18 protein-coding genes and 1 riboswitch are annotated in these 22,784 nt (G+C 41.1%); of the genes, 8 read left to right on the top strand and 10 right to left on the bottom strand.

The features are described 5' to 3' along the window. Window positions 1-312: 312 nt before the first annotated feature. Window positions 313-1,809, bottom strand: a complete 1,497-nt coding sequence (locus EAI95_RS05970; protein WP_238662892.1) for a hypothetical protein — start codon at window positions 1,807-1,809, stop codon at window positions 313-315. A 174-nt stretch (window positions 1,810-1,983) separates the two neighbouring features. Between EAI95_RS05970 and pepF the strand changes: the two genes are divergently transcribed. The 6 genes from pepF to EAI95_RS06000 all read left to right on the top strand — a co-directional run bounded on the left by pepF (window position 1,984) and on the right by EAI95_RS06000 (window position 8,978). Next, the gene (gene pepF, locus EAI95_RS05975; protein WP_129822488.1) at window positions 1,984-3,780 is read left to right on the top strand and encodes an oligoendopeptidase F; all 1,797 of its coding nucleotides are present in this window, start codon (window positions 1,984-1,986) and stop codon (window positions 3,778-3,780) included. A gap of 473 nt (window positions 3,781-4,253) precedes the next feature. Continuing rightward, a complete protein-coding gene (locus tag EAI95_RS05980; RefSeq protein ID WP_120701613.1) occupies window positions 4,254-4,991 on the top strand; it encodes a response regulator transcription factor in 738 nt (245 codons plus the stop codon). Further along, the gene (locus EAI95_RS05985) at window positions 4,988-6,325 is read left to right on the top strand and encodes a GHKL domain-containing protein (protein ID WP_120701612.1); all 1,338 of its coding nucleotides are present in this window, start codon (window positions 4,988-4,990) and stop codon (window positions 6,323-6,325) included. The genes EAI95_RS05980 and EAI95_RS05985 overlap by 4 nt, the downstream gene beginning before the upstream one ends. 200 nt (window positions 6,326-6,525) lie before the next feature. Then, window positions 6,526-7,275: an amino acid transporter gene (locus EAI95_RS05990; protein ID WP_120701611.1), complete on the top strand. Its 750-nt coding sequence runs from the start codon at window positions 6,526-6,528 to the stop codon at window positions 7,273-7,275. Window positions 7,276-7,327: 52 nt separating this feature from the next. Then, window positions 7,328-8,203 (top strand): ABC transporter ATP-binding protein, encoded by an 876-nt coding sequence (locus tag EAI95_RS05995; RefSeq protein WP_120701610.1) that lies wholly within the window; start codon window positions 7,328-7,330, stop codon window positions 8,201-8,203. Between the two features lies 1 nt (window position 8,204). Then, on the top strand, window positions 8,205-8,978 hold the full coding sequence (locus EAI95_RS06000) for a hypothetical protein (RefSeq protein ID WP_129822489.1): 774 nt from the start codon (window positions 8,205-8,207) through the stop codon (window positions 8,976-8,978). Between the two features lie 127 nt (window positions 8,979-9,105). Here the strand turns inward: EAI95_RS06000 and trxA are convergent, their stop codons facing one another. The 5 genes from trxA to EAI95_RS06025 form a co-directional block, all read right to left on the bottom strand. Next, window positions 9,106-9,420, bottom strand: a complete 315-nt coding sequence (gene trxA / locus EAI95_RS06005) for a thioredoxin (RefSeq protein WP_023024416.1) — start codon at window positions 9,418-9,420, stop codon at window positions 9,106-9,108. A gap of 12 nt (window positions 9,421-9,432) precedes the next feature. Then, the gene (locus EAI95_RS06010) at window positions 9,433-9,657 is read right to left on the bottom strand and encodes a DUF4649 family protein (RefSeq protein ID WP_023024418.1); all 225 of its coding nucleotides are present in this window, start codon (window positions 9,655-9,657) and stop codon (window positions 9,433-9,435) included. A gap of 520 nt (window positions 9,658-10,177) precedes the next feature. After that, complete coding sequence (rpsO, locus tag EAI95_RS06015; RefSeq protein WP_004193424.1) at window positions 10,178-10,447, bottom strand: 30S ribosomal protein S15; 270 nt, start codon at window positions 10,445-10,447, stop codon at window positions 10,178-10,180. Window positions 10,448-10,957: 510 nt separating this feature from the next. Beyond that, on the bottom strand, window positions 10,958-13,030 hold the full coding sequence (locus EAI95_RS06020; RefSeq protein ID WP_129822490.1) for a Cna B-type domain-containing protein: 2,073 nt from the start codon (window positions 13,028-13,030) through the stop codon (window positions 10,958-10,960). Window positions 13,031-13,249: 219 nt separating this feature from the next. Next, window positions 13,250-13,978 (bottom strand): pseudouridine synthase, encoded by a 729-nt coding sequence (locus EAI95_RS06025; protein WP_120701607.1) that lies wholly within the window; start codon window positions 13,976-13,978, stop codon window positions 13,250-13,252. Between the two features lie 171 nt (window positions 13,979-14,149). Here EAI95_RS06025 and def point away from each other — a divergent pair, with 171 nt between their 5' ends. Further along, window positions 14,150-14,764 carry a peptide deformylase gene (gene def, locus EAI95_RS06030; protein ID WP_125374553.1) on the top strand — a complete coding sequence of 205 codons (615 nt, stop codon included), beginning with the start codon at window positions 14,150-14,152 and terminating at the stop codon, window positions 14,762-14,764. Window positions 14,765-14,791: 27 nt separating this feature from the next. Here the strand turns inward: def and EAI95_RS06035 are convergent, their stop codons facing one another. Further along, the gene (locus EAI95_RS06035; protein ID WP_023024424.1) at window positions 14,792-15,643 is read right to left on the bottom strand and encodes a mechanosensitive ion channel family protein; all 852 of its coding nucleotides are present in this window, start codon (window positions 15,641-15,643) and stop codon (window positions 14,792-14,794) included. Window positions 15,644-15,793: 150 nt separating this feature from the next. Between EAI95_RS06035 and sstT the strand changes: the two genes are divergently transcribed. Next, the gene (gene sstT, locus EAI95_RS06040) at window positions 15,794-17,011 is read left to right on the top strand and encodes a serine/threonine transporter SstT (RefSeq protein ID WP_123160620.1); all 1,218 of its coding nucleotides are present in this window, start codon (window positions 15,794-15,796) and stop codon (window positions 17,009-17,011) included. 180 nt (window positions 17,012-17,191) lie between these two features. On the opposite strand, the gene EAI95_RS06050 is transcribed toward sstT, so the two are convergent. The 3 genes from EAI95_RS06050 to EAI95_RS06060 all read right to left on the bottom strand — a co-directional run bounded on the left by EAI95_RS06050 (window position 17,192) and on the right by EAI95_RS06060 (window position 22,751). Next, complete coding sequence (locus EAI95_RS06050) at window positions 17,192-18,532, bottom strand: sodium:alanine symporter family protein (protein WP_061564401.1); 1,341 nt, start codon at window positions 18,530-18,532, stop codon at window positions 17,192-17,194. Between the two features lie 156 nt (window positions 18,533-18,688). Further along, a riboswitch (glycine riboswitch) is annotated at window positions 18,689-18,779 on the bottom strand. Window positions 18,780-18,915: 136 nt separating this feature from the next. After that, complete coding sequence (locus EAI95_RS06055; RefSeq protein WP_129822491.1) at window positions 18,916-20,334, bottom strand: C69 family dipeptidase; 1,419 nt, start codon at window positions 20,332-20,334, stop codon at window positions 18,916-18,918. An 80-nt stretch (window positions 20,335-20,414) separates the two neighbouring features. Then, a complete protein-coding gene (locus EAI95_RS06060; RefSeq protein ID WP_129822492.1) occupies window positions 20,415-22,751 on the bottom strand; it encodes an endonuclease MutS2 in 2,337 nt (778 codons plus the stop codon). Between the last annotated feature and the right edge of the window lie 33 nt (window positions 22,752-22,784).

Raw genomic sequence — 22,784 nt, forward strand, 5'->3', positions numbered from 1 at the left:
GATACAAAGGGCGTGAAGAATCCCGTATGAAAATAGGAGATTGACGCAGTGTGCCACGCACACCAGGAAATCTATCTTTTTCACTAGGGATTTAGCCCGTGTTTAACTATCAAGATACTAAGGCCACCCAACTCAACGAGATCGGGATTTCAACAGCCTTTCTGTATGTTATATCCTCATCTTTGTATCCAAGCACGTATAACCTTTATTTTACCATATTCAAGCCCAAAAGAAAAAGGCTTTAAAAGCCTTTTTCGAGGAATATTTGATTTCCACGTATTTTAAAATTCTAGAGCTAGATATAGCTACCATCTATTTTCCATTCCACACATTTTCTTTACTAACGACATAGAATCGCGTTTTGTGTTCTCCACCTGAATAGTCTTTCTTGCTCCGCTTCAACACATAGCGCTCAAAAGGTTGAGAAGAGGTCTTAACTCTAGTTGTTACTGTAACTGTATCATTCTCAACGACCCACTCATCTGCTGAAGGAATAACAACCTCTGGGCCAGCACCTCCGCGTCCACCTGGAACGAATTCAAAAAACTTCTTATCTTTCGAAGAGTATATCCAGCCTTGTTTTCTTTCTTTCGCAAGTTGAATTAATTGATCTGTAGTCATAGATTGAATGGATTCTGATGTTTCTTGAGCTTCCAATTTTTTAATGACATCTGCAAGTTGATAGGTACCTGGAGTATAAGTATTGAAATAATCTAAAAACATGCCTTCTGTATAAGAATAGATACCGCTATGATCATTTGATAAATCTAATATAAAGGTTGGTTTGACCAATCTAGAATACATTAAAGAATAGCCATTCTCTACTACCGAGTGGATATCCTCTTGATCTTCCGCACTCAATCCTTTAACAGTGGATGCATTTCCCCCTTCCACTCTCGTCGTAAATTCAAGCGCGATCCAGCCTTGGCCAGATTGGAGCTTGCCCCAGGTATAACCGTCAGCTGCCACCGTCTCAGTTATCGTGTAAACACCTTGCGGGATCATTCCAACTTCTTCCCCCTTGATCGATGCTTCTTTACGAATTCGAAGATCTGAAACTGCTACACGGACTTGGAAACTACTTGTTTGCTGCTCTGAGGTACTTGCTTGGCTGGTCGCCTTCTTTCCGGTCTCTAGTTCTTTCCATCCAAATTTTGCTTGATCCAATTCTTTTGCTGTAATCCCTAAGGCTTTTTCTGGCTTCTGACCGTCCCCATTTTTAATTTGGATCTTATTGACAGTTTCCAGTTTCCCTTTTTGGAACTTGTAATGGATCAAATCTACTTCTGGTTGAAGAGACGAAAAGCTAGCATAGATGACCGAGCCATCCTCAAAAATTTGAAAACCTGAACGAGAGCCACCAGAGGAAGCTACAAAAACTGTATGCAGTAATTCTGGTTGCTGGCCTTTCAGATAGTAGATTGCTGAGACTGTTTGGTTATTCCCAATCAAGAGTTCATCCCGCCCATCCTTATCCAAATCTGTATAAAAATAGGAAAGATTTGGTTTACTACCCAGAGTTTGAAGATACACGGCATAGGCATACTCATCAGATTGAGGATCTATTTCTTTTAGTTTAGCCTCTAGACCAGCACTATCACCTGCTTCGATAGCCCTAGAGTAGGCCTGATAACGTTCAAGAACCGTTTGATAGTACTCATGCCCTGAAGATGCTTTCTTGGAACTTTTTCCATCTGTTACTTCACTTTGAGCTGTAGAGGGTTGCGTCCGAGGACGTCGCTTAGGTCCACATGCCACCAAGGTTAGCAAGGTCATCGCTGCCAAGCTAATTTTATAGATTTTCTTCATCGTATACTCCCTAAAACTTTCTCCACTTTATTATACCAAAAGAAGGTAAAAAAGCTAGAGAATCCTTGGCTTCTTATTGGATCCAGCAAGCTTTGATAAGTTCCCCTTTCGCCTATCATTCTCCCCTATTTTCTGCTATACTGAATATAGTTATTTGATCAAAAGGAGAACACTATGGAATTAAAAAAACGTTCTGAATTTCCTGAGAACGAACTCTGGGACCTCACAGCCCTCTATCAAGACCAGGAAGACTTCTTGCGTGCCATCGAAAAGACGCGTGAAGAAATCAATGAATTTGTCCGCAACTACAAGGGTAAGCTCCACACTTTTGAAGACTTTGAAGCTGCCTTTGCGGTCTTTGAACAAATTCAGATTCAACTCAGCCACATTGGTAACTACAGCTTTATGCCCCAAACGACTGACTTTGGCGATGAAGCTTTTGCGGAAATTGCCCAAGCGGGGATGGATTTCGAAACTTGGGCGAGCGTCGAACTCTCTTTCTTTGATGATGCTTTGGTAGAAGCGGATGAAGAAGTCCTTGAACGTCTCGGACAACTCCCTCACCTCACTTATGCCATTCGTCAGGCTAAAATCAAAAAAGCCCACTACTTGGGAGCTGATGTCGAAAAAACCTTGACCAACCTGGGTGAAGTCTTCTACGGACCACAAGACATCTATACCAAGATGCGGGCGGGTGACTTTGAAATGGCTGATTTCGAAGTGGATGGAAAAGTCTACAAAAATAGTTTTGTTACTTATGAAAACTTCTACCAAAACCATGAGAATGCGGAAGTCCGTGAAAAAGCCTTTCGTTCCTTCTCAGAAGGTCTCCGCAAGCACCAAAACACGGCTGCTGCTACCTATCTAGCTCAAGTTAAGTCCGAAAAACTGATCGCAGATATGCGAGGCTACGACTCTGTCTTTGACTATCTCTTGGCTGAGCAGGAAGTGGATCGTTCTATGTTTGACCGTCAGATTGACCTGATCATGAGGGACTTCGCTCCGGTCGCTCAAAAATTCCTCAAACACGTGGCCAAGGTCAACGGCCTTGAAAAAATGACCTTTGCTGATTGGAAGTTGGACTTGGACAGCGCGCTCAACCCAGATGTCACCATTGATGACGCTTATGACTTGGTCATGAAATCTGTGGCACCACTTGGTGAAGAATATTCTCGCGAAATCGCCCGCTACCAAACCGAACGTTGGGTCGACTTTGCGGCCAACGAAGGCAAGGATTCCGGTGGTTATGCGGCTGACCCCTATCGCGTCCATCCTTATGTCCTGATGAGTTGGACAGGGCGCATGAGCGATGTTTATACCCTGATCCACGAGATCGGACACTCTGGTCAATTCATCTTCTCAGACAACAACCAAAGCTACTTCAACGCCCACATGTCAACCTACTATGTGGAAGCTCCATCTACCTTTAACGAGCTCCTCCTCAGCGACTATTTGGAACAGCAGTTTGACGATCCTCGTCAAAAACGTTTTGCCCTGGCTCACCGTTTGACAGACACCTACTTCCACAACTTCATCACCCACTTGCTGGAAGCGGCCTTCCAACGCAAGGTCTACACCCTGATCGAAGAAGGTGGTACCTTCGGCGCTAGCAAGCTCAACAGCATCATGAAGGAAGTCTTGACCGAATTCTGGGGCGACGCTGTAGAAATCGATGATGATGCAGCTTTAACCTGGATGCGCCAAAGCCACTACTACATGGGGCTTTACAGCTATACCTACTCAGCTGGCCTAGTTATCTCAACCGCAGGTTACCTGCATTTGAAGAACTCCGAAAATGGAGCCAAAGATTGGCTGGACCTTCTCAAATCTGGTGGCAGCAAGACCCCACTTGAGTCTGCGATGATTATCGGAGCAGATATTTCGACGGACAAACCACTTCGCGATACGATTCAGTTCTTGTCAGACACAGTTGATCAGATTATCGCATATAGTGAAGAGTTGGGTCAGTAAGAATTCCTCCAGTGTGGTTTTCTTAATTTTGTTAATCATTTACATAAAAAGTCACCAATTTTTGCTGACTTCAGATTGAAGAAAGAGTCCAAAATGGACTCTTTCTTCAATCTTTTTCTTTTACTAGAGAAAATTTTAAAAACTCAAGAATAGCATTAAATCAGCATTTCCAAAAGTTTTCGATATATGGTAGGATATCTCTATTAGGGCAATTTAAAAATTAGAGATTCATTCTTAGTTTACTGTGCCCGATTTTTTATAAACATATCTACTTTAACCAAAGATGTTCCTTGAGGTGTGTTTATGATAAAATAAGGATTATGAACAAATCATCTAGCTGTAAAAATTATCATTACAGAAAAATGAGAAACCATATTCGATAAACAAACAGTGTCTTCAAAGACAAGTTTAAGAGAAAATATGACTGAATTTTTTCTAGGATGAAAGGATCAATAAGTTCAGAAGGGAGAAATATGCTAAATATCTTTGTATTAGAAGATGATTTTCTACAACAAACTCGTATTGAAACAGCAATCAAGAAATGTATGACAGATCATCATCTAAAGTATAAATACTTAGAGGTATTTGGGAAGCCAACACAATTGTTAGAGGCCATCAAAGAGACAGGAAATCACCAATTCTTTTTTTTAGATATTGAAATTAAAGGGGAAGAAAAAAAAGGAATGGAAATTGCGCGTGAGATTCGTGAAAAAGATCCTAGCGCTTCAATCGTATTCGTAACGACTCACTCAGAATTCATGCCCGTTACCTATCGTTATCGTGTCTCCGCTTTGGATTTTATTGATAAAGGATTAAATGATCAGGATTATCAGGAAGCGATCTCATCTGTTTTGATACATGCTGCTGAGAACGTCAATAAGACAATAGGGGAGGATTCCTTCAGCTTTAAATCAGAGCATTCCCAGATTCAAGTCCCTTTCTCAGATATTCTATATTTTGAGACATCTTCGACCGTTCATAAGGTCGTTTTAACAACTAAAAAAGGACACATGGAATTTTATGGTAAAGTCTCAGATATTGCTAAAACCGACAAGCGACTTTACCAAAGTCATCGAGCTTACGTTGTAAATCCAGAGAATGTCGTTCGTATTGATAAAGCAAATCATATTGTTTATTTTGAAAACAATGAATCATGCTTTGTATCACGTTTAAAACTGAAAGGGCTAGTTGAAAAGGTAGATAAAAAATGACTCTAGAGTTTGAAGGAATATTTTTAGTTTCTTGGATATTTAGAATAGTGATTCTATCTTATGTTACTAATCAAAAAATAAATTTATATTATCTTTTACTTCCGTTTATTTTTCTAGGAATTTATATTATAAATTATGACATTGTTTTTTGGGGGGAGATTTTCTTATTGCCCCTGTCATTAATTATTGTTAAGAACAAATATAATTGGAATTGGTCTCAATATATCTTTTATAGTTTTTTTCCATTTGTCATTTTTGAAATTTTTTCAAATTTTGCTAACTTATACGATCGTTTTTTATTTAGATTATCTGCAGCTCAATGGTATAATTTTTTTTGGTCTTCTTGGATTGACTATTGTCTTGGATTTTTATTTTGCTTTGGATTCTTTAAGTTATTACAGATAGATTTCAAAGTAATAAGTGAAGAATTGAATAGACAAATGAATTTTAAGAAACAGGTCTCATTGTTCTGCTACTCTCTTATATTTTACGTAATGTCAGTATATTTACTTGATAATCTAATACATCTTAGCGAATATGGTTATATTGTTAGTTCTATAGATTTTGTATATTTAAGAAGAAATATTTTGATTTTGTATCTTATTTTTACAATTGGAATTATTTTCAAAATGAATGATCAAGCTAAGAAAAATAAAGAAAAAGAGCTTCAGGAAAGTAAGGATAATCAATTAAAAAATCTTACTTCATATAGTCATCATATTGAATCGCTATATAAAGAAATTAGAAGTTTTCGTCATGATTATACAAATATATTAGTCAGCTTAAATGAATCGATAAAGAAAAGAGATATGGATGGGGTAGAGAGGATCTATAATGCCGTACTGAAAGAGTCTGATAAATCCTTTTACAATAGTCAATACGATATTGCTAAACTTGTTCATTTAAAAAACCTAGCAATGAAATCGGTTGTATCCGCAAAATTGATTGAAGCACAAAATAGAGGAATTGATGTATCTGTAGAAATAGCTGAACCTATCGGAACTCCTCAAATAGATTTAGTCGATTTTATTACGATACTATCTGTCTTTTTAGATAATGCCATAGAAGCTGCAGTTAACGCAGAATCTCCAAGAATTAGTTTTACTTATTTTCAAGAGAATGAAAATAAAATTTTAGTCATCTATAATACCACTGCTGACTATAAGATCCCTACTAAAAATATTTTCCAATATGGAGTCTCAACCAAAGGAGAAGGACGAGGTATCGGTCTTTCCAATGTCAAACAAATCCTTTCCAAATATCCTAAAGTCACTTTAGAAACAAAAAGTATAGATCATGAATTCACTCATGAATTAAAGATGCACGAAGGATAACTTTAAAACTAGAATAAATGGTCTGTTTTTTATAATTCCATTCATTATAAAAAACAGACCATTTATTAGATTGATCATTTCTTTTATTGAATTTGAAATATACTGTTGTATGTAAGAACTTAGAAAACTAAAACCGAGTTACAATTGTTTAGTGAACTCACCGACATTCTGTTTATGATTATAGTTAGGAGAACTAGCCCATGTTTAATAGATTAACAACCGCTGTCTTTCAATCTATTTTAAAAAGGAGAGATACGAAGATCTTCTTATCCTTTTGTCTATTACCTATTCTTGTTCCATTTTTGGCAGGAAATATGGAAGATATGAAAACCGACTATACGAATAGTTTTTTATCTTTCTTTGATATCACTCTTTTAACACAGTATCGTTTAACAATCCCAGTACTCATTTTTTCGATCCTGATTTCTTCCGTTTTTAGAGATGAAATTGATAGTAAGATCATGTTTTTATACAAAGATATTAAGCGTTCTAAAATATTTAATGCTAAAATAATCGGACTCGTATTGATTTATCTAATCTATTTATTTGGAACTTTTTTTGCAACTTTCATTACCTATTATGGCATTATGTTGCCTAGATTTGGAGTTAATTCTAACTTCTTACCTTCAAGCTCTATTTTAGTTGAGAAATCTATCTTGTCGATTCTTTCTGTGGTTTTACTTAATCTTATAACAACCGTCATGGTTGCGATGGTTTCCATTAAATCTAAGACCTTAGTGGCTGTTTTAGTAGGAATCTTCTTCACTTTATTCGCCTTCACAGCTCCCTTACTGATTGGAGTAAGGTATGTGATTCCAACCACTTATGCAAATGCTTTACAAGCAGGTAAGTTTGGTTTAACGCTGTTAATCATCATTGGCTTGTCTTGCATTTACTTCTTACCTAGCTATTTCTCAGCTAGAAAGAATTTTGAAAGAATAGAGTTTTAAAAAGAGCAAGCTGACTCATTTATTATTTATAAAAATTGAAAGGAAACTAGATATGCTAAAAATCGAAAGTATTTCAAAAAAATTTGTTGGGAATGACTTTTATTCACTCAAAGACGTCAATATGGAAATCAATAAGGGGGAGATTGTCGGTTTGATTGGTAGAAATGGGGCAGGTAAATCGACACTCATGAAGTTGATGGCAAAATCACTAAAACCAACTTCTGGACTTATTACCTATAATGGGATCGATATTCATAGTAAAGACAATGTATTAACAGACTTTGGTATTATGATTGATCCAGTATTCTACCCAGAAATGTCCGTTATTGATAACTTAAAATTTTATCTACGTTTACATGGGAAAGAGGAACTTTTTTCAAATATTGAACCAACTCTAAAATTGGTAGAACTATGGGAAGCTAGAAATAGAAAACCAAAAGGATTTTCTTTTGGTATGAAGCAAAGGACAGCCTTGGCAATTGCTTTGGTTGCCGAACCAGACTTCCTTATTCTAGATGAACCATTCGTTGGACTAGATCCGATTGGTGTTCAGAAATTAATTGATATTTTGAAACAGTGGTCTAATGAGAGACAAATTTCAATGCTTATTTCTAGCCACCAATTAGGAGAGCTAGAAGCCTTGTGTGAACGTTATGTCTATATTGAGGCAGGGCAGTTAGCAGACGCTTTTGACGGTGCAGCTTGTCCTAGTTTGCTTGTGTACTTGAAGGAAACTAAGAATCTTGAAGGGATTCAGTCTTTATTAAGTGATGACGTCATTCTAGAAGGCAATGTTTTAGATATTTCCACAAAGATAACCTCTGAAGAGATTAATGAGATTTTTAAAACTTTAGGAAATCATGCCTTGATTGAGAAGATAGAGGTGAAAGAGAACCACCTAAAAGAGATCTTTACGAAAGGACAGTAATATGAAACAAATCTTACCTGCCATTTTCACATCTGTCTGGAAGCGTAAAGAAAGCAAGATTTACCTGCTATTCGTTTTATTTCCAGTTATCTTTCTTCTAGCTTCCTTTTTTGGAAAATCTAATTTCATGCAAATTTCCGTAATAGGAGACAATAGAGTAAGTGGGATAGCCTTTCTAGATATGATGATCAGTTCAGCAGATTCATTTATCTTACCTACTCTTGCAATCTATTTCTTGACAATTTCTGTCTTTAGACGAGAGATAGATGATCATACCATGTTTCTTTATAGAGATTTAAGCCGTAAGAACATATTTTTTTCAAAATATCTTAGTTTACTCTCAATCTTGGTACTTTTTTATATTCTATTTACTTGTGTTTCTACTACAGTCTATTTTACCAGGGTCGTTCAGTTTACTTTTGCCTCGAATACCTTTTTTGATAATGATTTATCTATTACTTTATCAACCCTAGAGGATATTTTTGGAATCTTTTTAAAAGATATTTTTTCAGTAACTGTCGCTTCTGTGTTATGCCTTTATTTAAAAATAGGCTCAACCATAGTGGTTGCAATTATTTTAACAATTGCAAGCATGATGACTTCAATGATTGGCGGAGGCATTGCAATGCTTTTCCCGAATGGATATAACAGATTGCTTAATGACGACATTTTGTCCACTCCACAAGCATTTTTGGGAGCCCTGGGCATTACCCTCGTCTATGGCTTTATTCTCCTAATCATTGGTTATAAAAAGTTTCAAAATTTAGAGTTTTGATGTGACAGGACTTGACCTGCTGCCTATAATCTAATGACGTATACCTTGTCTACAATGTACGATTGAAAGATACAGGTTTCTCTTTATCATTAAAAAAAGATTGGAACATAGCTCCAATCTTTTTTTCTTAACTCAACTCAGCCACAATGGCCTTGATTTGGTCTGCGGTGTGCACACCTGCTACTTGTTTGACAACTTGCCCATCTTTTTTAAAGAGTAGGGTTGGGATGGACATAATGCCGAAAGCACGAGCTGTATTTGGATTTTCGTCCACATCCATTTTCAGGATTTTTAATTCATCTTCTGAAAGTTCTTGGGATAATTTTTCTAGGATAGGGGCTTGCATGCGACATGGACCACACCAGGTCGCCCAAAAGTCTACCAAGACCAATCCTTCTTTTGTTTCTGCTTCAAATGTTGCGTCTGTAATTGCTTTTACCATTTTCTTTCTCCTTTAGTTTTTGTATTGATCGAGGTCTTGCTTCATCAAATAGAAGAAGACATCTCCGTAAGTTCCGTTGTAATCGAGTTCGTGCCCATTATAAGTCAATTTTTGAACTGGATAGTAATCCGCCACACCAATCAAGCAGGTCTGTTGAGAGCGTTCAAACTCTTCATAAGAATCAAAATGCATGACTCTTTCTTGTTTTGCACCATCTAGATATGTAATTTCAATCATATCAGTAACCTCTATTTCTTAAGATACACCCATTGTAACTCTGTTTATTACATCTGTCAAATGAAACGATTTACTTAGAATGATGAATCTTATTCGAAAAAAGACAATAAAAAAGAGGCTGGGCCAAAAGTCCTAGCCTCTCAATTGTCTTTGGATTGTCGAGCAAGACACAGTGGTTGAGTGGGCTCTACTACGCTGATTTCATCAGCTTTTACAGCCCTACTCAACTGTGCGGAGGTGGGACGACGAAATCGAATTCTAACGAATTACCGATTTCTGTCCAACTCTCTCCATTCTTGCTGGATAAAACGGTTCTAGACAAGGCACCGAGCCGAAGATAATATTGAAATTCTAGTAAAAAAAGAAAAGCTACTCTACAATAGAGTAACTTAACTTTTTTGTATTCAATCGAACACGGCCTAAGCACTTGGCAAAAAAGATAAAATTTCCTAGAAACTGAGGTTTCTTCGTCAATTTTCCTATTTTTGCTTTGTGCTTTTGACGGCCTTTGTATCTTGAATTAACGACGAAGGCCAAGAGAGTTGATCAACTCACGGTAACGGTTAACGTCGTTCTTACGAAGGTAAGCCAACAAGTTACGACGGCGACCGATTTTCTTCATCAAACCACGGTAAGTTGCGTGGTCTTTTTTGTGTTGTTTGATGTGGTCGTTCAAGTGGTTGATTTCCCAAGTAAGGACAGCAACTTGAACTTCTACTGAACCAGTGTCACCTTCGTGACGTGCGTATTGTGCAATGATTTCATTTTTTTTCTCTTTTGAGATTGCCATGATAAGCTCCTTTTCTTTATGCTCTATCCGAGTGGCAGGTTTGGCATATCCTGCTACCAAGAAAGAGTTAGTTGTCTATTCGACCTATCCATTCTATCAAGATTTCATCTTTCTGTCAAACACTTATGCTCCCTTCAAAAACAGAAATACGCTTCTTTGAATCATTTATTCTAGAAGCCCTTTAACAGAAAAAGACAAGAATCTTTTCAGATCATTGTCTTAGAATAGAGACAAATTTTTTTACATAAAAAAGTTAGATAATTACCCGAAAATGACTTTTATTTTTAGCCATTTAAGAAGATCAAAACTTTCCGCTGTGAGAAAAATGCCTGAAACATAATTGTTTCAGGCATTCGGAATTATTGAGACCTTAGGCTCAATAATTAGTCATGGAACTTTGATGAAGTTCGCTGACGTCTGTACTCACCTAAGGAAAATTTTTCAGAAGACTTTATCTTCAATCTGAGACAATTATCTTTTCAGATCATTGTCTTATTTATATTGTAGTTGTTAGTCAGCTTTCCGTTTACCACTTAACAGCATCGCTGCACCAACAAGAGCTAACAGAGCACTTACTCCGAACAAGCCATAAGAAGTGGCTTCACCAGTTGATGGAAGAATTTTTCTCTTTCCTTCTGTTGGTGTAGTTGGAGTTCCTGGTTTCTCCGATGTGCTTGGTGTGGTGGTCGATGGAGTCGTAGATGCTGGTGGAGGTGTAGTCGTAGACGGTGGCGGGGTTGTCGGTGGTGTATGACGGTTGGTTACCGTAAAACCATCGATAGTTGCTGTATACCCTGCTACTGGATCCTCTGTAATCGTGTAGACAATCTTCTTGCCTTCCTTGTATACTGGTAGATCCGTAAAGCTTGCCTGCCAATTGTCAGTAGCGGTGATTTCTTTTACGGCCACTTCTTGACCATCCGCAAGCAGACGAACTGTTACCTTATCTGGTCGAAGGCCATCTTTATTTTCCTTATCATCCCAGACTTTCTTGACAGCTACTTCTGTCACTTCTGGTGTACGGCTATTGGTAATATTCGTTCCTTCAACACTTGTTTCATACCCTGCAACAGGTTCTTCTGAAACTGTGTAGGCAATGAGATTACCAGCATCGTCAACAAGATCAAGATTGTCGAACTGATAGAGCCAATTGCCTTCCGCATCTGGTTTCACTTCTTTAGAAGCTACTTTTACACCGTTCGCTAAAAGATTGATGGTGATGGCTGATGGGCGTTTACCATCATGATTGTCATTGTCATTCCAGGTTTTCTGACCAGAAATGCTAGTTTTTTCTTTTTTGTTGATGACTTCACGCGAAATCGCAAGGTCATTTCCAAAATCTTCTTTGCTGATCTTAATTGGCTCTTCTGAGAGGACGTATCCTGTCGGAGCTTGAATCTCTTGAACAGTATAAGCTTGCTTGATCAAGCCAGCAACGGTTCCTGTACCCTTCTCATCTGTGGTAATGGTTCCGACTTGCTCACCAGTGTCATCTGCTGTCACAGTAAAGACAGCACCTGCAAGTGCTTGACCATTTTCTCCTTTTTTATGGATTGTGAAGGAATATTTCTCACCATTGAAGGCTCCTTCAAAGAATTGGTATAGAATATCTGCTTCTTTGTGTTGCTCTTTGACTTCTGTGGCAGTCATCGTCGCATTGTTTTTATATTCTGTATTGATGGCTGGGACCTTGTCCAAATAGACATCATAGCGAATGGTCATCCCTTGCTCAGGAGCTAGATCCCCGATATGAACAGTTAAAGAACGACCGTCCTCACTGACAACCGGAGAATAATGGCTGGTTACATTTGTGGTATCCCGCAAATGATAGGCACCATCTTCGTCACTGATCTTCCAAGTTCCTGTATGGATATTAACTGAATCTACCTTGATTTTACCATCTGTAAAGGCTAATTGGTCCTTAATATCAATATTATGGAGGGCAGTGTGACCTTGATTGATGTTCAAGGTATAAGTCAATTTCAATTTATCGCCTGAGTTTGTCCAGCCCCATTTGCTAAAGACCTCTGGAGTTGGAGGATACTCACCTGGATTGACTCCTTTATAATCAACCTTTCCACCTGAAATGACTGTTTTATCAACTGAAAGCGTAAAATCAAGTGTTGTATTTCCCTTAATCACGGAGTGGTCTACACGAGCAAAGAAACGCAACTTCCCTGTTACATTGGCCATTTTTTCAGGATAGTCTGTATAGGTCACCGTGATGACTTTTCGTTGATCATCTACTGTCGCAGTTGCAACTTTTTGGCCAGTTGGATCCAATAGGTCAATGGTATCTGTTTCAAAAACCTTAAAACCATCTCCAAGTTGGATGACTGTTTGATCGCCTGCTTTTACACGACCATTCGGTAAAACAAAGTTTGCTTCAACATTGAAACTTTCCCAAACACCGAGTGGTTCTGTTAAGTCACCGCCAGTCGCTTTAGAGATGTTCACAGAGCTTACAACATCATTGATCGTATCGGCATGTGCTTTAGTAACCCCATTGGGTTTAGCAAATCCTAAAGCTGCTAATAAAAACAAGGCAACTGTTGTCACAACAGCATAGAGCCACTTTTTCATAAACGATTTTTCTCCTTTTTACGTTTAGTAGATAAGTCCAGCCAGTAACGAAGATGATGCCCTATTACAGATTTTCACAAAACCTATCTTTTCTCATTATAGTTGATTTGCTTTGATAGTACAAGCAATTTTATATATTTTTTGTCTGTAACGTTCATTTTTTTGACACAAACAAAAAACTAGCTCCCTGTATCCTCAGTTTGCTAGCTTTCCCTTTGTTTATAATGGGATTCCAAAGACCTCTAAAAAAGCCAATTCAGAGGGCTGGAGCCTACGCCACTGCCCCAATTTGAGAGCGGGATCTAGACTCAATGGACCCATGGAAATCCGCTCGAGATCGGTGACTTCCTTGCCACAAGCTGCGACCATGCGCTTGACCTGATGGAATTTTCCTTCAGCGATGCGGATCTGAACCAAGCAACTATCGGCTTCTCGATCAACCTCCAGAATTTCCAAATCAGCTGGCAGGGTAGTGAAATCCTTCAATTCTATTCCTTCTTTGAAGCGGACGACATCTTCCTGGGTCATGATTCCAGCCACTTGAGCACGGTAGACCTTGTCCACATGCTTCTTGGGCGATAGCATGGCATGAGCCAGCTTACCATTATTGGTCAAGAGGAGTAAGCCATGAGTATCGATATCCAGCCGTCCGACAGGAAAGACTTCCTTGCGTCTCGCTGTATCATCTAGCAAATCTAAGACTGTTTGATGGTGGTCGTCTTCCGTTGCTGAAATGACCCCCTTGGGTTTATTGAGCAGATAGTAAACAAACTCTTCATGGAATAAACTTTCTCCCAGATAGCTCACTTGGTCTTTATCTGGATCAATGTGAACCTTGGCAGATGTCTCCACCTTCCCATTGACTTGAATTTTTTTCTGCTTGAGGACTTGCTTGACTTCTGTTCGGCTTCCCACTCCACAGTCCACTAAATATTTATCTAGACGCATGCTTATCTCCTTCATTCTTCTTATCATTATACCATGAACTGGCCTAAGATTCTTTCCTTTCCTAGTTTACAGCCCGTCTAGTCCATCAGCACCCCTCAATCAATTGGGAAACTTTCATTCTAGAAGGAATTATGATATGATGGTTTCTAGAAAAAAGGAGTGAATGAGAACATGTCTGCAATTGAAACCATTACAAAAGCTGCCCATCTAATTGATATGAATGATATTATCCGCGAAGGCCATCCGACTTTAAGAGCTATCGCAGAAGAGGTCACTTTCCCACTGTCAGATCAAGAGATCATCCTAGGGGAAAAAATGATGCAGTTCTTGCACCATTCGCAGGATCCTGTCATGGCAGAAAAATTAGGCCTTCGAGGTGGAGTTGGACTCGCTGCCCCTCAGTTGGACATTTCTAAGCGCATCATTGCCGTTCTCGTCCCAAATCCAGAGGACGAAGAAGGAAATCCTCCAAAAGAAGCCTACTCCATCCAAGAAGTCATGTACAATCCTAAAATTGTCTCCCACTCAGTCCAAGATGCGGCTCTAGGAGATGGCGAAGGGTGTCTCTCTGTAGACCGCAACGTTCCTGGTTATGTGGTTCGCCACGCGCGTGTAACGGTAGACTACTATGACAAAACAGGAGAAAAACACCGCATCAAACTCAAAGGCTACAACTCCATCGTCGTTCAACATGAGATTGACCACATCAATGGGGTCATGTTCTACGATCGGATTAATCCAAAAGATCCTTTTGCTGTTAAAGAGGGTATGCTCATTTTAGAATAAAAAAAAAGACCGATGGGTCTTTTTTTATTAGGGTGTGACAGAAAAAGTTGTTGGAATCTCAATCCCATTTTGTAAGAGGGCATCATGATAGAGTTTATAATAAAGATGGTAAATGGCCACTTGGCTCCCCGACTGGACCATCATAGCGACGCGGAAGGAATAGCGACCCGTTCCCTTTTCGATTTGAGGTCCTAAAATCGTTGGACCATCTAAGATTTCTGGATGTTTCTGTGCCTGTTCATCGTTGACTTGCTGGAATATTTGATAAATCTTATCGAGATCCGTTTGAGCAGAAATCGGCATATCAATTAAGACGCGCTGGTTGCCCCGAGAGAGATTGCTGACAACCATAATATTGCGATTGGGGATAAAATGCAAGGTCCCATCTGCATCTCTCACCTGGGTTGTCCGAATGCCGACACTCGACACTGTCCCAGCGATGGTAATCGGACCATTAGTCACTCGAACAGTATCTCCAACATCCAATTGGCGCTCAAGGAGAATAAAGAAACCATTGACCAAATCCGATAAGAAGCCTTGAGCTCCCATCCCAATGGCAACTCCTGCAATTCCCGCTCCAGCTAAGAGACTAGAAACAGGTAAGCCGAGGATGGAAAGAATCCAGTAGATCAAAATAAAATAGAGGCAGTAATTCAACAGACTCTCTACCAAGCGCAAGATAGTATTCTTACGCGCTTCATCTTGGCCCACATAATTCAATGACGGTTTTAAAATCCGTTTCACCAAGCTACGAAGTAGTTTTTTTGCAAGTAAAAATAAGATAAATAAAATAGCTAAGGAAATCAATTTCGAAACCAATTCATCCATGATTTTGGTCCAATCAAACTGACTGACATAGCGAGAAAAAATATTCTTCATACCTTCTATCACTCTCCTTCTCTCTTTTTCTAATGGTTTGATTATATCAGATTTTAGGCTATAGAACCAGCACCCTTATTTAAATAACCATTGATTTTGCGCCCTTTCTATCGTATAATGGACGATAAACTTTCGAAAAAGGAGGTCCTTATGGTTAAACGGCTCATTCAAACTTGGAACAAAACCAACCTTATGAAGCGGATTGCAATTGGAATCTTCGTTGGGGCTCTCTTAGCTCTGCTTCTTCCTCAAGCATCTGCAATTGGTCTATTAGGGGAAATCTTTGTAGGAGGCTTGCGGGCAATTGCTCCTCTTTTAGTCTTCGCACTTGTCGCTAACGCCCTCTCCCAGCACCAAAAGGGAACCCAAACCAATATGAAATCGGTCATCAGCCTCTATCTTTTGGGAACTTTTGCGGCAGCCCTGGTAGCGGTCCTGGTTAACTACGTCTTTCCTATTACCATTTCTTTAACGGGAACTAGTGCTGATGGAACTTCTCCCGATGGACTAGGGGAAGTCATCAGCAACCTTCTCTTAAAAATTGTGGACAATCCCCTCAATGCCCTTATCCAGGCTAATTATATCGGGATTTTATCCTGGGCCGTAGTCTTTGGTGTTGCTATGAGAGAAGCTAGCGAGCACAGCAAGGATCTCCTGCAAACCCTAGCAGATATTACTTCCAAGATCGTCGAATGGATTATTAACCTAGCTCCATTCGGAATTCTAGGCTTGGTCTATACAACGATTGCTGGACAAGGCTTTGATGGACTCAAGAGCTATGGGCTCCTCTTACTTCTCTTAGTTGGCACCATGTCCTTCGTTGCTCTCGTCATCAACCCGATTTTTGTCTACATCATGATTCGCAAAAATCCTTATCCACTAGTCTTTAAATGTCTACGAGTGAGTGGATTAACTGCCTTCTTTACTAGAAGTTCCGCTGCTAACATCCCTGTCAACATGAAACTTTGTAAGGAACTAGGTCTCAATCCCGATACTTACTCAGTTTCTATCCCTCTGGGATCTACTATTAATATGGCCGGAGCTACCGTCACTATTAACACCTTGACCCTAGCTGCTGTCAATACCTTAGGCATTCAGGTCGACTTTGGGACTGCCCTGGTCCTCAGTATCGTTGCAGCCGTCTCAGCCTGTGGGGCTTCTGGAGTAGCTGGTGGTTCCCTCCTCTTGATTCCTGTCGCCTGCAGCCTCTTTGGTATCGACAATGATATTGCTATGCAAGTAGTCAGCGTGGGCTTCATTATTGGTGTCATCCAAGATTCTTGTGAAACAGCTCTCAATTCATCAACAGATGTCCTCTTTACAGCTATTTCTGAAATGAAAGATTGGCCCAAAGAAAAACGCTATTAAGTCAGAAGAGAGTGGGACAGAAATCGGTAATTCGTTAGAATTCGATTTCGTCGTCCCACCTCCGCACAGTTGAGTAGGGTTGTAAAAGCTGATGAAATCAGCGTAGTAGAGCCCACTCAACCACTGCGTCTTGCTCGACAATCCAAAAACAATTGTGAGGCTAGGACTTTTGTCCCAGCCTCATTTCTTTTTCTTAAAATATCGTTTGCTTTCCTTTATAACAATAGGCGATAAGGCTAACAAGGCGATGAGATTCGGCAAGGCCATCAGTCCATTCACAATATCAGCAATGATCCAGACCAACTCTAACTGAAGAAAGCCTCCTACTCCCACCATCAGGATAAACAGAAGACGGTAATAGGGAATGAGTTTGACACCCGCCAAAAATTCGACACAGCGTTCACCATAATAAGACCAACCCAAAATGGTCGTCGTCGCAAACAAGACCAAACAAAGAGTCAGAATGATCCCACCGATGTGGCCAAAGGTCGAGATAAAGACCTGTTGGGTCAAATCACTCCCAACTTGCCCCACTGTTGTCCACTGGCCAGATACTAAAATAGCTAGACCAGTTAGGCTACAAATAATTATGGTATCGATGAAGGTCCCGGTCATGGAAATCAAACCTTGTTCCACTGGCTCTTCCGTCTTCGCTGCAGCTGCTGCAATCGGTGCCGATCCCAGTCCTGACTCATTAGAGAACACTCCACGCGCCACCCCTTTTTGAATCGCCTCTTTCACCAAGGCTCCAGAAAAACCACCTATAGCCGCAGTTCCTGTAAAAGCACCTTGGAAAACTTGAGATAGAACGGTCGGCACTTGGTCCATATTCAAGACAATAATATAAACTGTCGCGAAGATATAGGCTGCAGCCATAAAAGGAACCACCTTTTCGGAAACCTTGGAAATCCAATGAATTCCCCCAAATATGACAGCCGAAACGATTCCTGCAATGACCAGACTAGCGACTTGAGGGGAAAGTTGAAAACTAGTCTTCAAAGCGCCCGTAATGGCATTCACCTGGGTCATGGTTCCAATCCCAAAGAGAGCCACCAAGACACCTGCCAGGGCAAAGAAGATGGCAAGGGGACGCCATTTTTCACCCATCCCATGGAGAATATAGTACATGGGCCCTCCTGAAATATGACCATTGTCATCCTTGGTTCGGTAGCGAATGGCCAACAAACCTTCTGCATACTTGGTCGCCATCCCAAAGAAGGCTGCCATCCACATCCAAAAGAGGGCACCTGGACCTCCTGTCTGAATAGCTGTCGCTACTCCGACAATATTTCCTGTCCCAACTGTCGCTGCCAAGGCTGTTGCCAAGGCTCCGAAGCTAGAGATATCCCCTTCTCCTTGATCTTCTGTAAAAATGAGCCGAAAAGCTTGGGGTAAACGAAAAACTTGCAACAAGCCCAAGCGGAAGCTCAGATAAATCCCAGTCCCCACCAAGAGGATCAAAAGGGGAGCTCCCCAGACCACATTATCTACTTGTTTAAAAAACGCCAACCAATTTGTCATCCTTATCTATTTCTCCTTTTATTATTTGTCTAGCTTTAGAAAGGGATAGCCATCCACTTCCTCCACATCATCTATCCAATCATCCAAGGAGAAAAAGAAAGAGCACATGTCAAAACATGTACTCTGGTGCTCCAAATAAAAACCAAAAAGGCTTCTATCTTTTGCTCTGTCCTTTTACCTGAGAGTTTGAGTAGAATGCTCTACCTTGCCCCTTCGGTGCCTTTACGGTCTCTCCAGAGTTCCGTCCATTTCACAGTCATAGGAAGGCCCTACTTCTGAAAAACTTCATCCGGTATGATGTTCAATTTGTTCTATTTTAGCATAATTTGAAAAACAGGTCAATATTTTCAGAAACCATCATGAAATAGCACAACTTAGCCCAACTAATCACTCAAAGAAAAATGGTTGGTCATCAGGTTGCTAGCATCCAACAAGACCTTATCCAATAAGCGATCCGTCGCTTCTTGAATCTGATCACTCATTTCCTGATTTTCTCTTTCAAAATCAACGGTTTGTCCTGCTGCCAAGGCTTGATCCACTCGTCCAATCCGGGCATGGCCAAGGGCCATAGTGCTTTCTTGGTAATCTTCTAAATCTCCAACATGATGACTATAGTGGGCATCTGCCAGACCAGCAATAATCCGATTGGTCCAATAGAAGGAATCTGTCGTCACTTTTTCTGTCGTGTTGGCAAAATAATCCGGTGTCGTATCGACCTGGGTAAAGAATGGAACCGCCGTATTGAAGGGCATAGACCCATAGCAAAGCCATTGAATCCCGGTTGTCTCTTGAGGACGATTTGGCCGCAATTGGAGAATGGCCGTCTGGCTGGTCCGGTTAATGCCAATGGTACGGAAGGTCCGACGACTATGACTATCCCCTTCTAAACCGTAAGGATCATAGGCTGAATCCTGGTAGTGACTGCTGAGGACATATTTGACATCTTCAATCGTAATCTTGCGGTAAGGTTTTTGACACCAAGGAAGGAAGAAGGAACGAGGATCTTGCTCCACTTCTGGGGTGAGGAATCGTTGAATATCCCAAGCACGTGGTGTATTGTAATGACGATCCTTGTCTCGTTGGCTCCCAAAAGCATAACGAGGGTTAAAGGACGAACCGTCAAAATCCAAGGCCAGGTGATGGCGTTCCACAAAATCTTTCAAGTCTGGGTCACACAAGAATTCTTCTGGGCGATCAAACTCAAAGCGATCACTTCCCAATTGATTGGGATTGGTCACATAGGCATCGTCTGGCACACGGCGGGCCATCCAGTGATGACCTCCGATGGTTTCCAACCACCAGATCTCATTGACATCGCTGATAGCCACTCCATTAGACTCATAGGTTCCGTATTCTTCTAGGAGTTTCCCCAAGCGAAGCACTCCTTCTCGGGCAGTCTGGACATAAGGAAGAACCAAGGTCAGCATGTCTTCCTCCCCAATGCCACTTTCCACCAGAGGATCCGCACCCAAGACCCGGCTATTGGTCGTAATGGTTTCTGTTTCACTCATAGCCACATTATAGTGATTGATACCCGCTTCTCCCCAGATACCATCCTTAGGAATAGCATCTGGAACAGCTGTGTAACGAACAGGGTTATCAGGCAGATCTATCTCAAAAGGAGATAGGACTGAACGATAATGACGGGGTTGATCCTCTGGCTGAACAACGATAAATTTCTTAGGGGTAAACACTCCGTTTTGAGAGTCTTCCGTGCGAGCTACAATGGTTGAACCATCATAGCTAGCACCTTTTCCGACGAGTATGGTAGTGCAAGAATCGGACGAACGATTAGGGGTCATAAACTTTCCTTCTTTCCGTTTAAACTGACTGTATTATAGCAAAAAGCGTGCCTGATTAAAAGGCACGACTGACTCTTTGCTTATTTAAAGGTAACAATTGTTGCTCCGCTTCCTCCTGCATTTTGAGGAGCGTATTCAAAGCTTTTGACATGCTTATTGCGACGAAGGTACTTGGTGACCCCTTCCCGGATGACCCCTGTTCCAATGCCGTGGATGATATCGACTTGGGCCATATTGTTGAGAAGAGCTTGGTCGATAAAGCTGTCTAATTCTTCCATGGCTTCCTCATACCGTTTACCACGAAGGTCCAAGCGAGCCCGAGGCCCGTTGACGTTGGAGCGTTTGACCACGTGAACCTGGCGCTTTTTCGGTTGGGAAGCATCTTTTTCAGCTTTTAGAAGATTAAATTCTTTTTCTTCCAAGGTCATCTTGATTAGTCCCACTTGGGCTTCCCAACGACCATCCTTGAGCTGCTTAGTAAGACTTCCTCTTTGCCCATAGCTGATGACCAAGATCTCGTCTCCTACTTTTGGAGCTCGGGCTTTTTTGGCCTGTTTCAAGACCTTGTTTTTTGATAGGTCGACCGTTTCTGGAGCTAATTTCTTCAACTGAGACTTAGCCTCAATAATTTCATGGGGCTTGAGTTGTGATTTGGCATGGAGACCTTGTAAGATCTGGTCGCTTTCTGCTAGAGCCAGATCTACAATTTCTTGCGCTTCTTTACGCGCCTTGTTAAGCTCTGTCTCCCGCTCCCTGGTCAACTCATTATACAATTTCTTGAGGACACGGTTGAATTTTAGATTTTCCTGTTCGACATCTCGGATGGAGTCGAGGCGTTTGCGACTTTCTAGGGTCTGAGCTTCCAACTTTTCAATGATGCGGTTGACATCCCGATCCTGATTGGTCAACCCCTGCGCTTGACGAACAATCACTTCTGACAAGCCTAGACGACGCGCGATTTCAAAGGCATTAGAACGTCCTGGTACCCCCTGCATAAACCGATAGGTCGGACGCAGGCTGTCCGTATCAAATTCCATGCTGGCATTTTGAACACCCAGGGTCTCAATCCCATAGGCCTTAAGTTCTGGATAGTGGGTGGTTGCCATGGTCTTGATCCCTCGTAAGCGGAGATCTTCTAGGATGGCGATCGCCAGTGAAGCCCCTTCCTGAGGATCCGTTCCAGCTCCCAACTCATCCAGCAAGACCAAGGATTCCTCATCGACCTGCTCCAAAATAGAGACAATATTGGTCATGTGACTAGAGAAGGTAGACAGGCTCTGCTCGATCGACTGCTCATCCCCGATATCAGAGAAGATTTGCGTGAAGACAGCCACCTTACTCCCAGCATCTGCTAGGACTGGCAAGCCCGACTGGGCCATTAATTGGGCTAGTCCCAGGGTCTTGAGCATGATGGTCTTCCCACCCGTATTCGGTCCGGTAATCACAATCTCTGTGAGGTCTTTGCCAAAGTGGATATCATTGGGAACAGCCTTCTCAATCAAGGGATGGCGCACCTGCAAGAGCTGAATCTCCCCTTGATCTGACAAGGTTGGAATAGTCCCTTTTCGGTCCTGTAAAAAGCGATGTTTGGCCCGAACGAGGTCAATATGACCGATCAGCCAAGCATTGTTTCGGATTTCCCCCGCATGAGGACGAAGGAGGTTTGAAATTTCTTCCAAGATCCGGAGCATCTCGAAGCGTTCATCTGCACGATGGTTCGCAATTTCTTCATTAAGATTGACGACCGCCCGAGGTTCGATATAGACGGTATTTCCACTAGCTGAAATATCGTGCACCACACCGGCAATCCGATTGCGGTAGGTGTTTTTGACTGGCAAGACATTTCGTCCATTCCGACTCGCTACGACCTGATCAGCCAGCATTTCGGACTTGGTCTTCAACAATTCTTGTAGAATGTCTCGCACTTGGTGTTCATTCTCTTGAATCCGTCGACGGATTTTGGCCAAGGTTTCACTGGCAAAGTTTTCAATAAATCCTGCCTCATTAATGGCATGGAGACTTCCCTGCAACTGTGGAAGGTCGACTAGATTTTCAAATATCCGATCCAGTTTTTCTAAGCGGACATTTTCTAATTCATCATAAAAATTTCGCAATTCATGGGTCACGCGCAGGACTTTCTTCACCGCTAACAATTCATCGATATTGAGCGATGTTTCTAGTTCTAAACGCTTGGTCACTGGACGAATTTCTTGGATGGTGGGCACGCTAAAGTGCGGATGCTCCACAAAGATCTGAGCCATATCTGCCATTTCAAGAAAGGCGGTTTCAATTGCTTCTTTTTTTGCAAGTGGAGATAATTCCTGCAACTCCACTTCACCCTGCTCCGTTTGCAAATAGGGCTCTACTAAGTTTTTGACTTTTTGAAACTCTAAGGTTTCGAGAATTTTTTGATTCATGTTTCTCCACAACAGAAAAGGAGGCTGATTTTG

Source organism: Streptococcus sp. bf_0095 (assembly GCF_004166885.1).
Taxonomy (GTDB): domain Bacteria; phylum Bacillota; class Bacilli; order Lactobacillales; family Streptococcaceae; genus Streptococcus.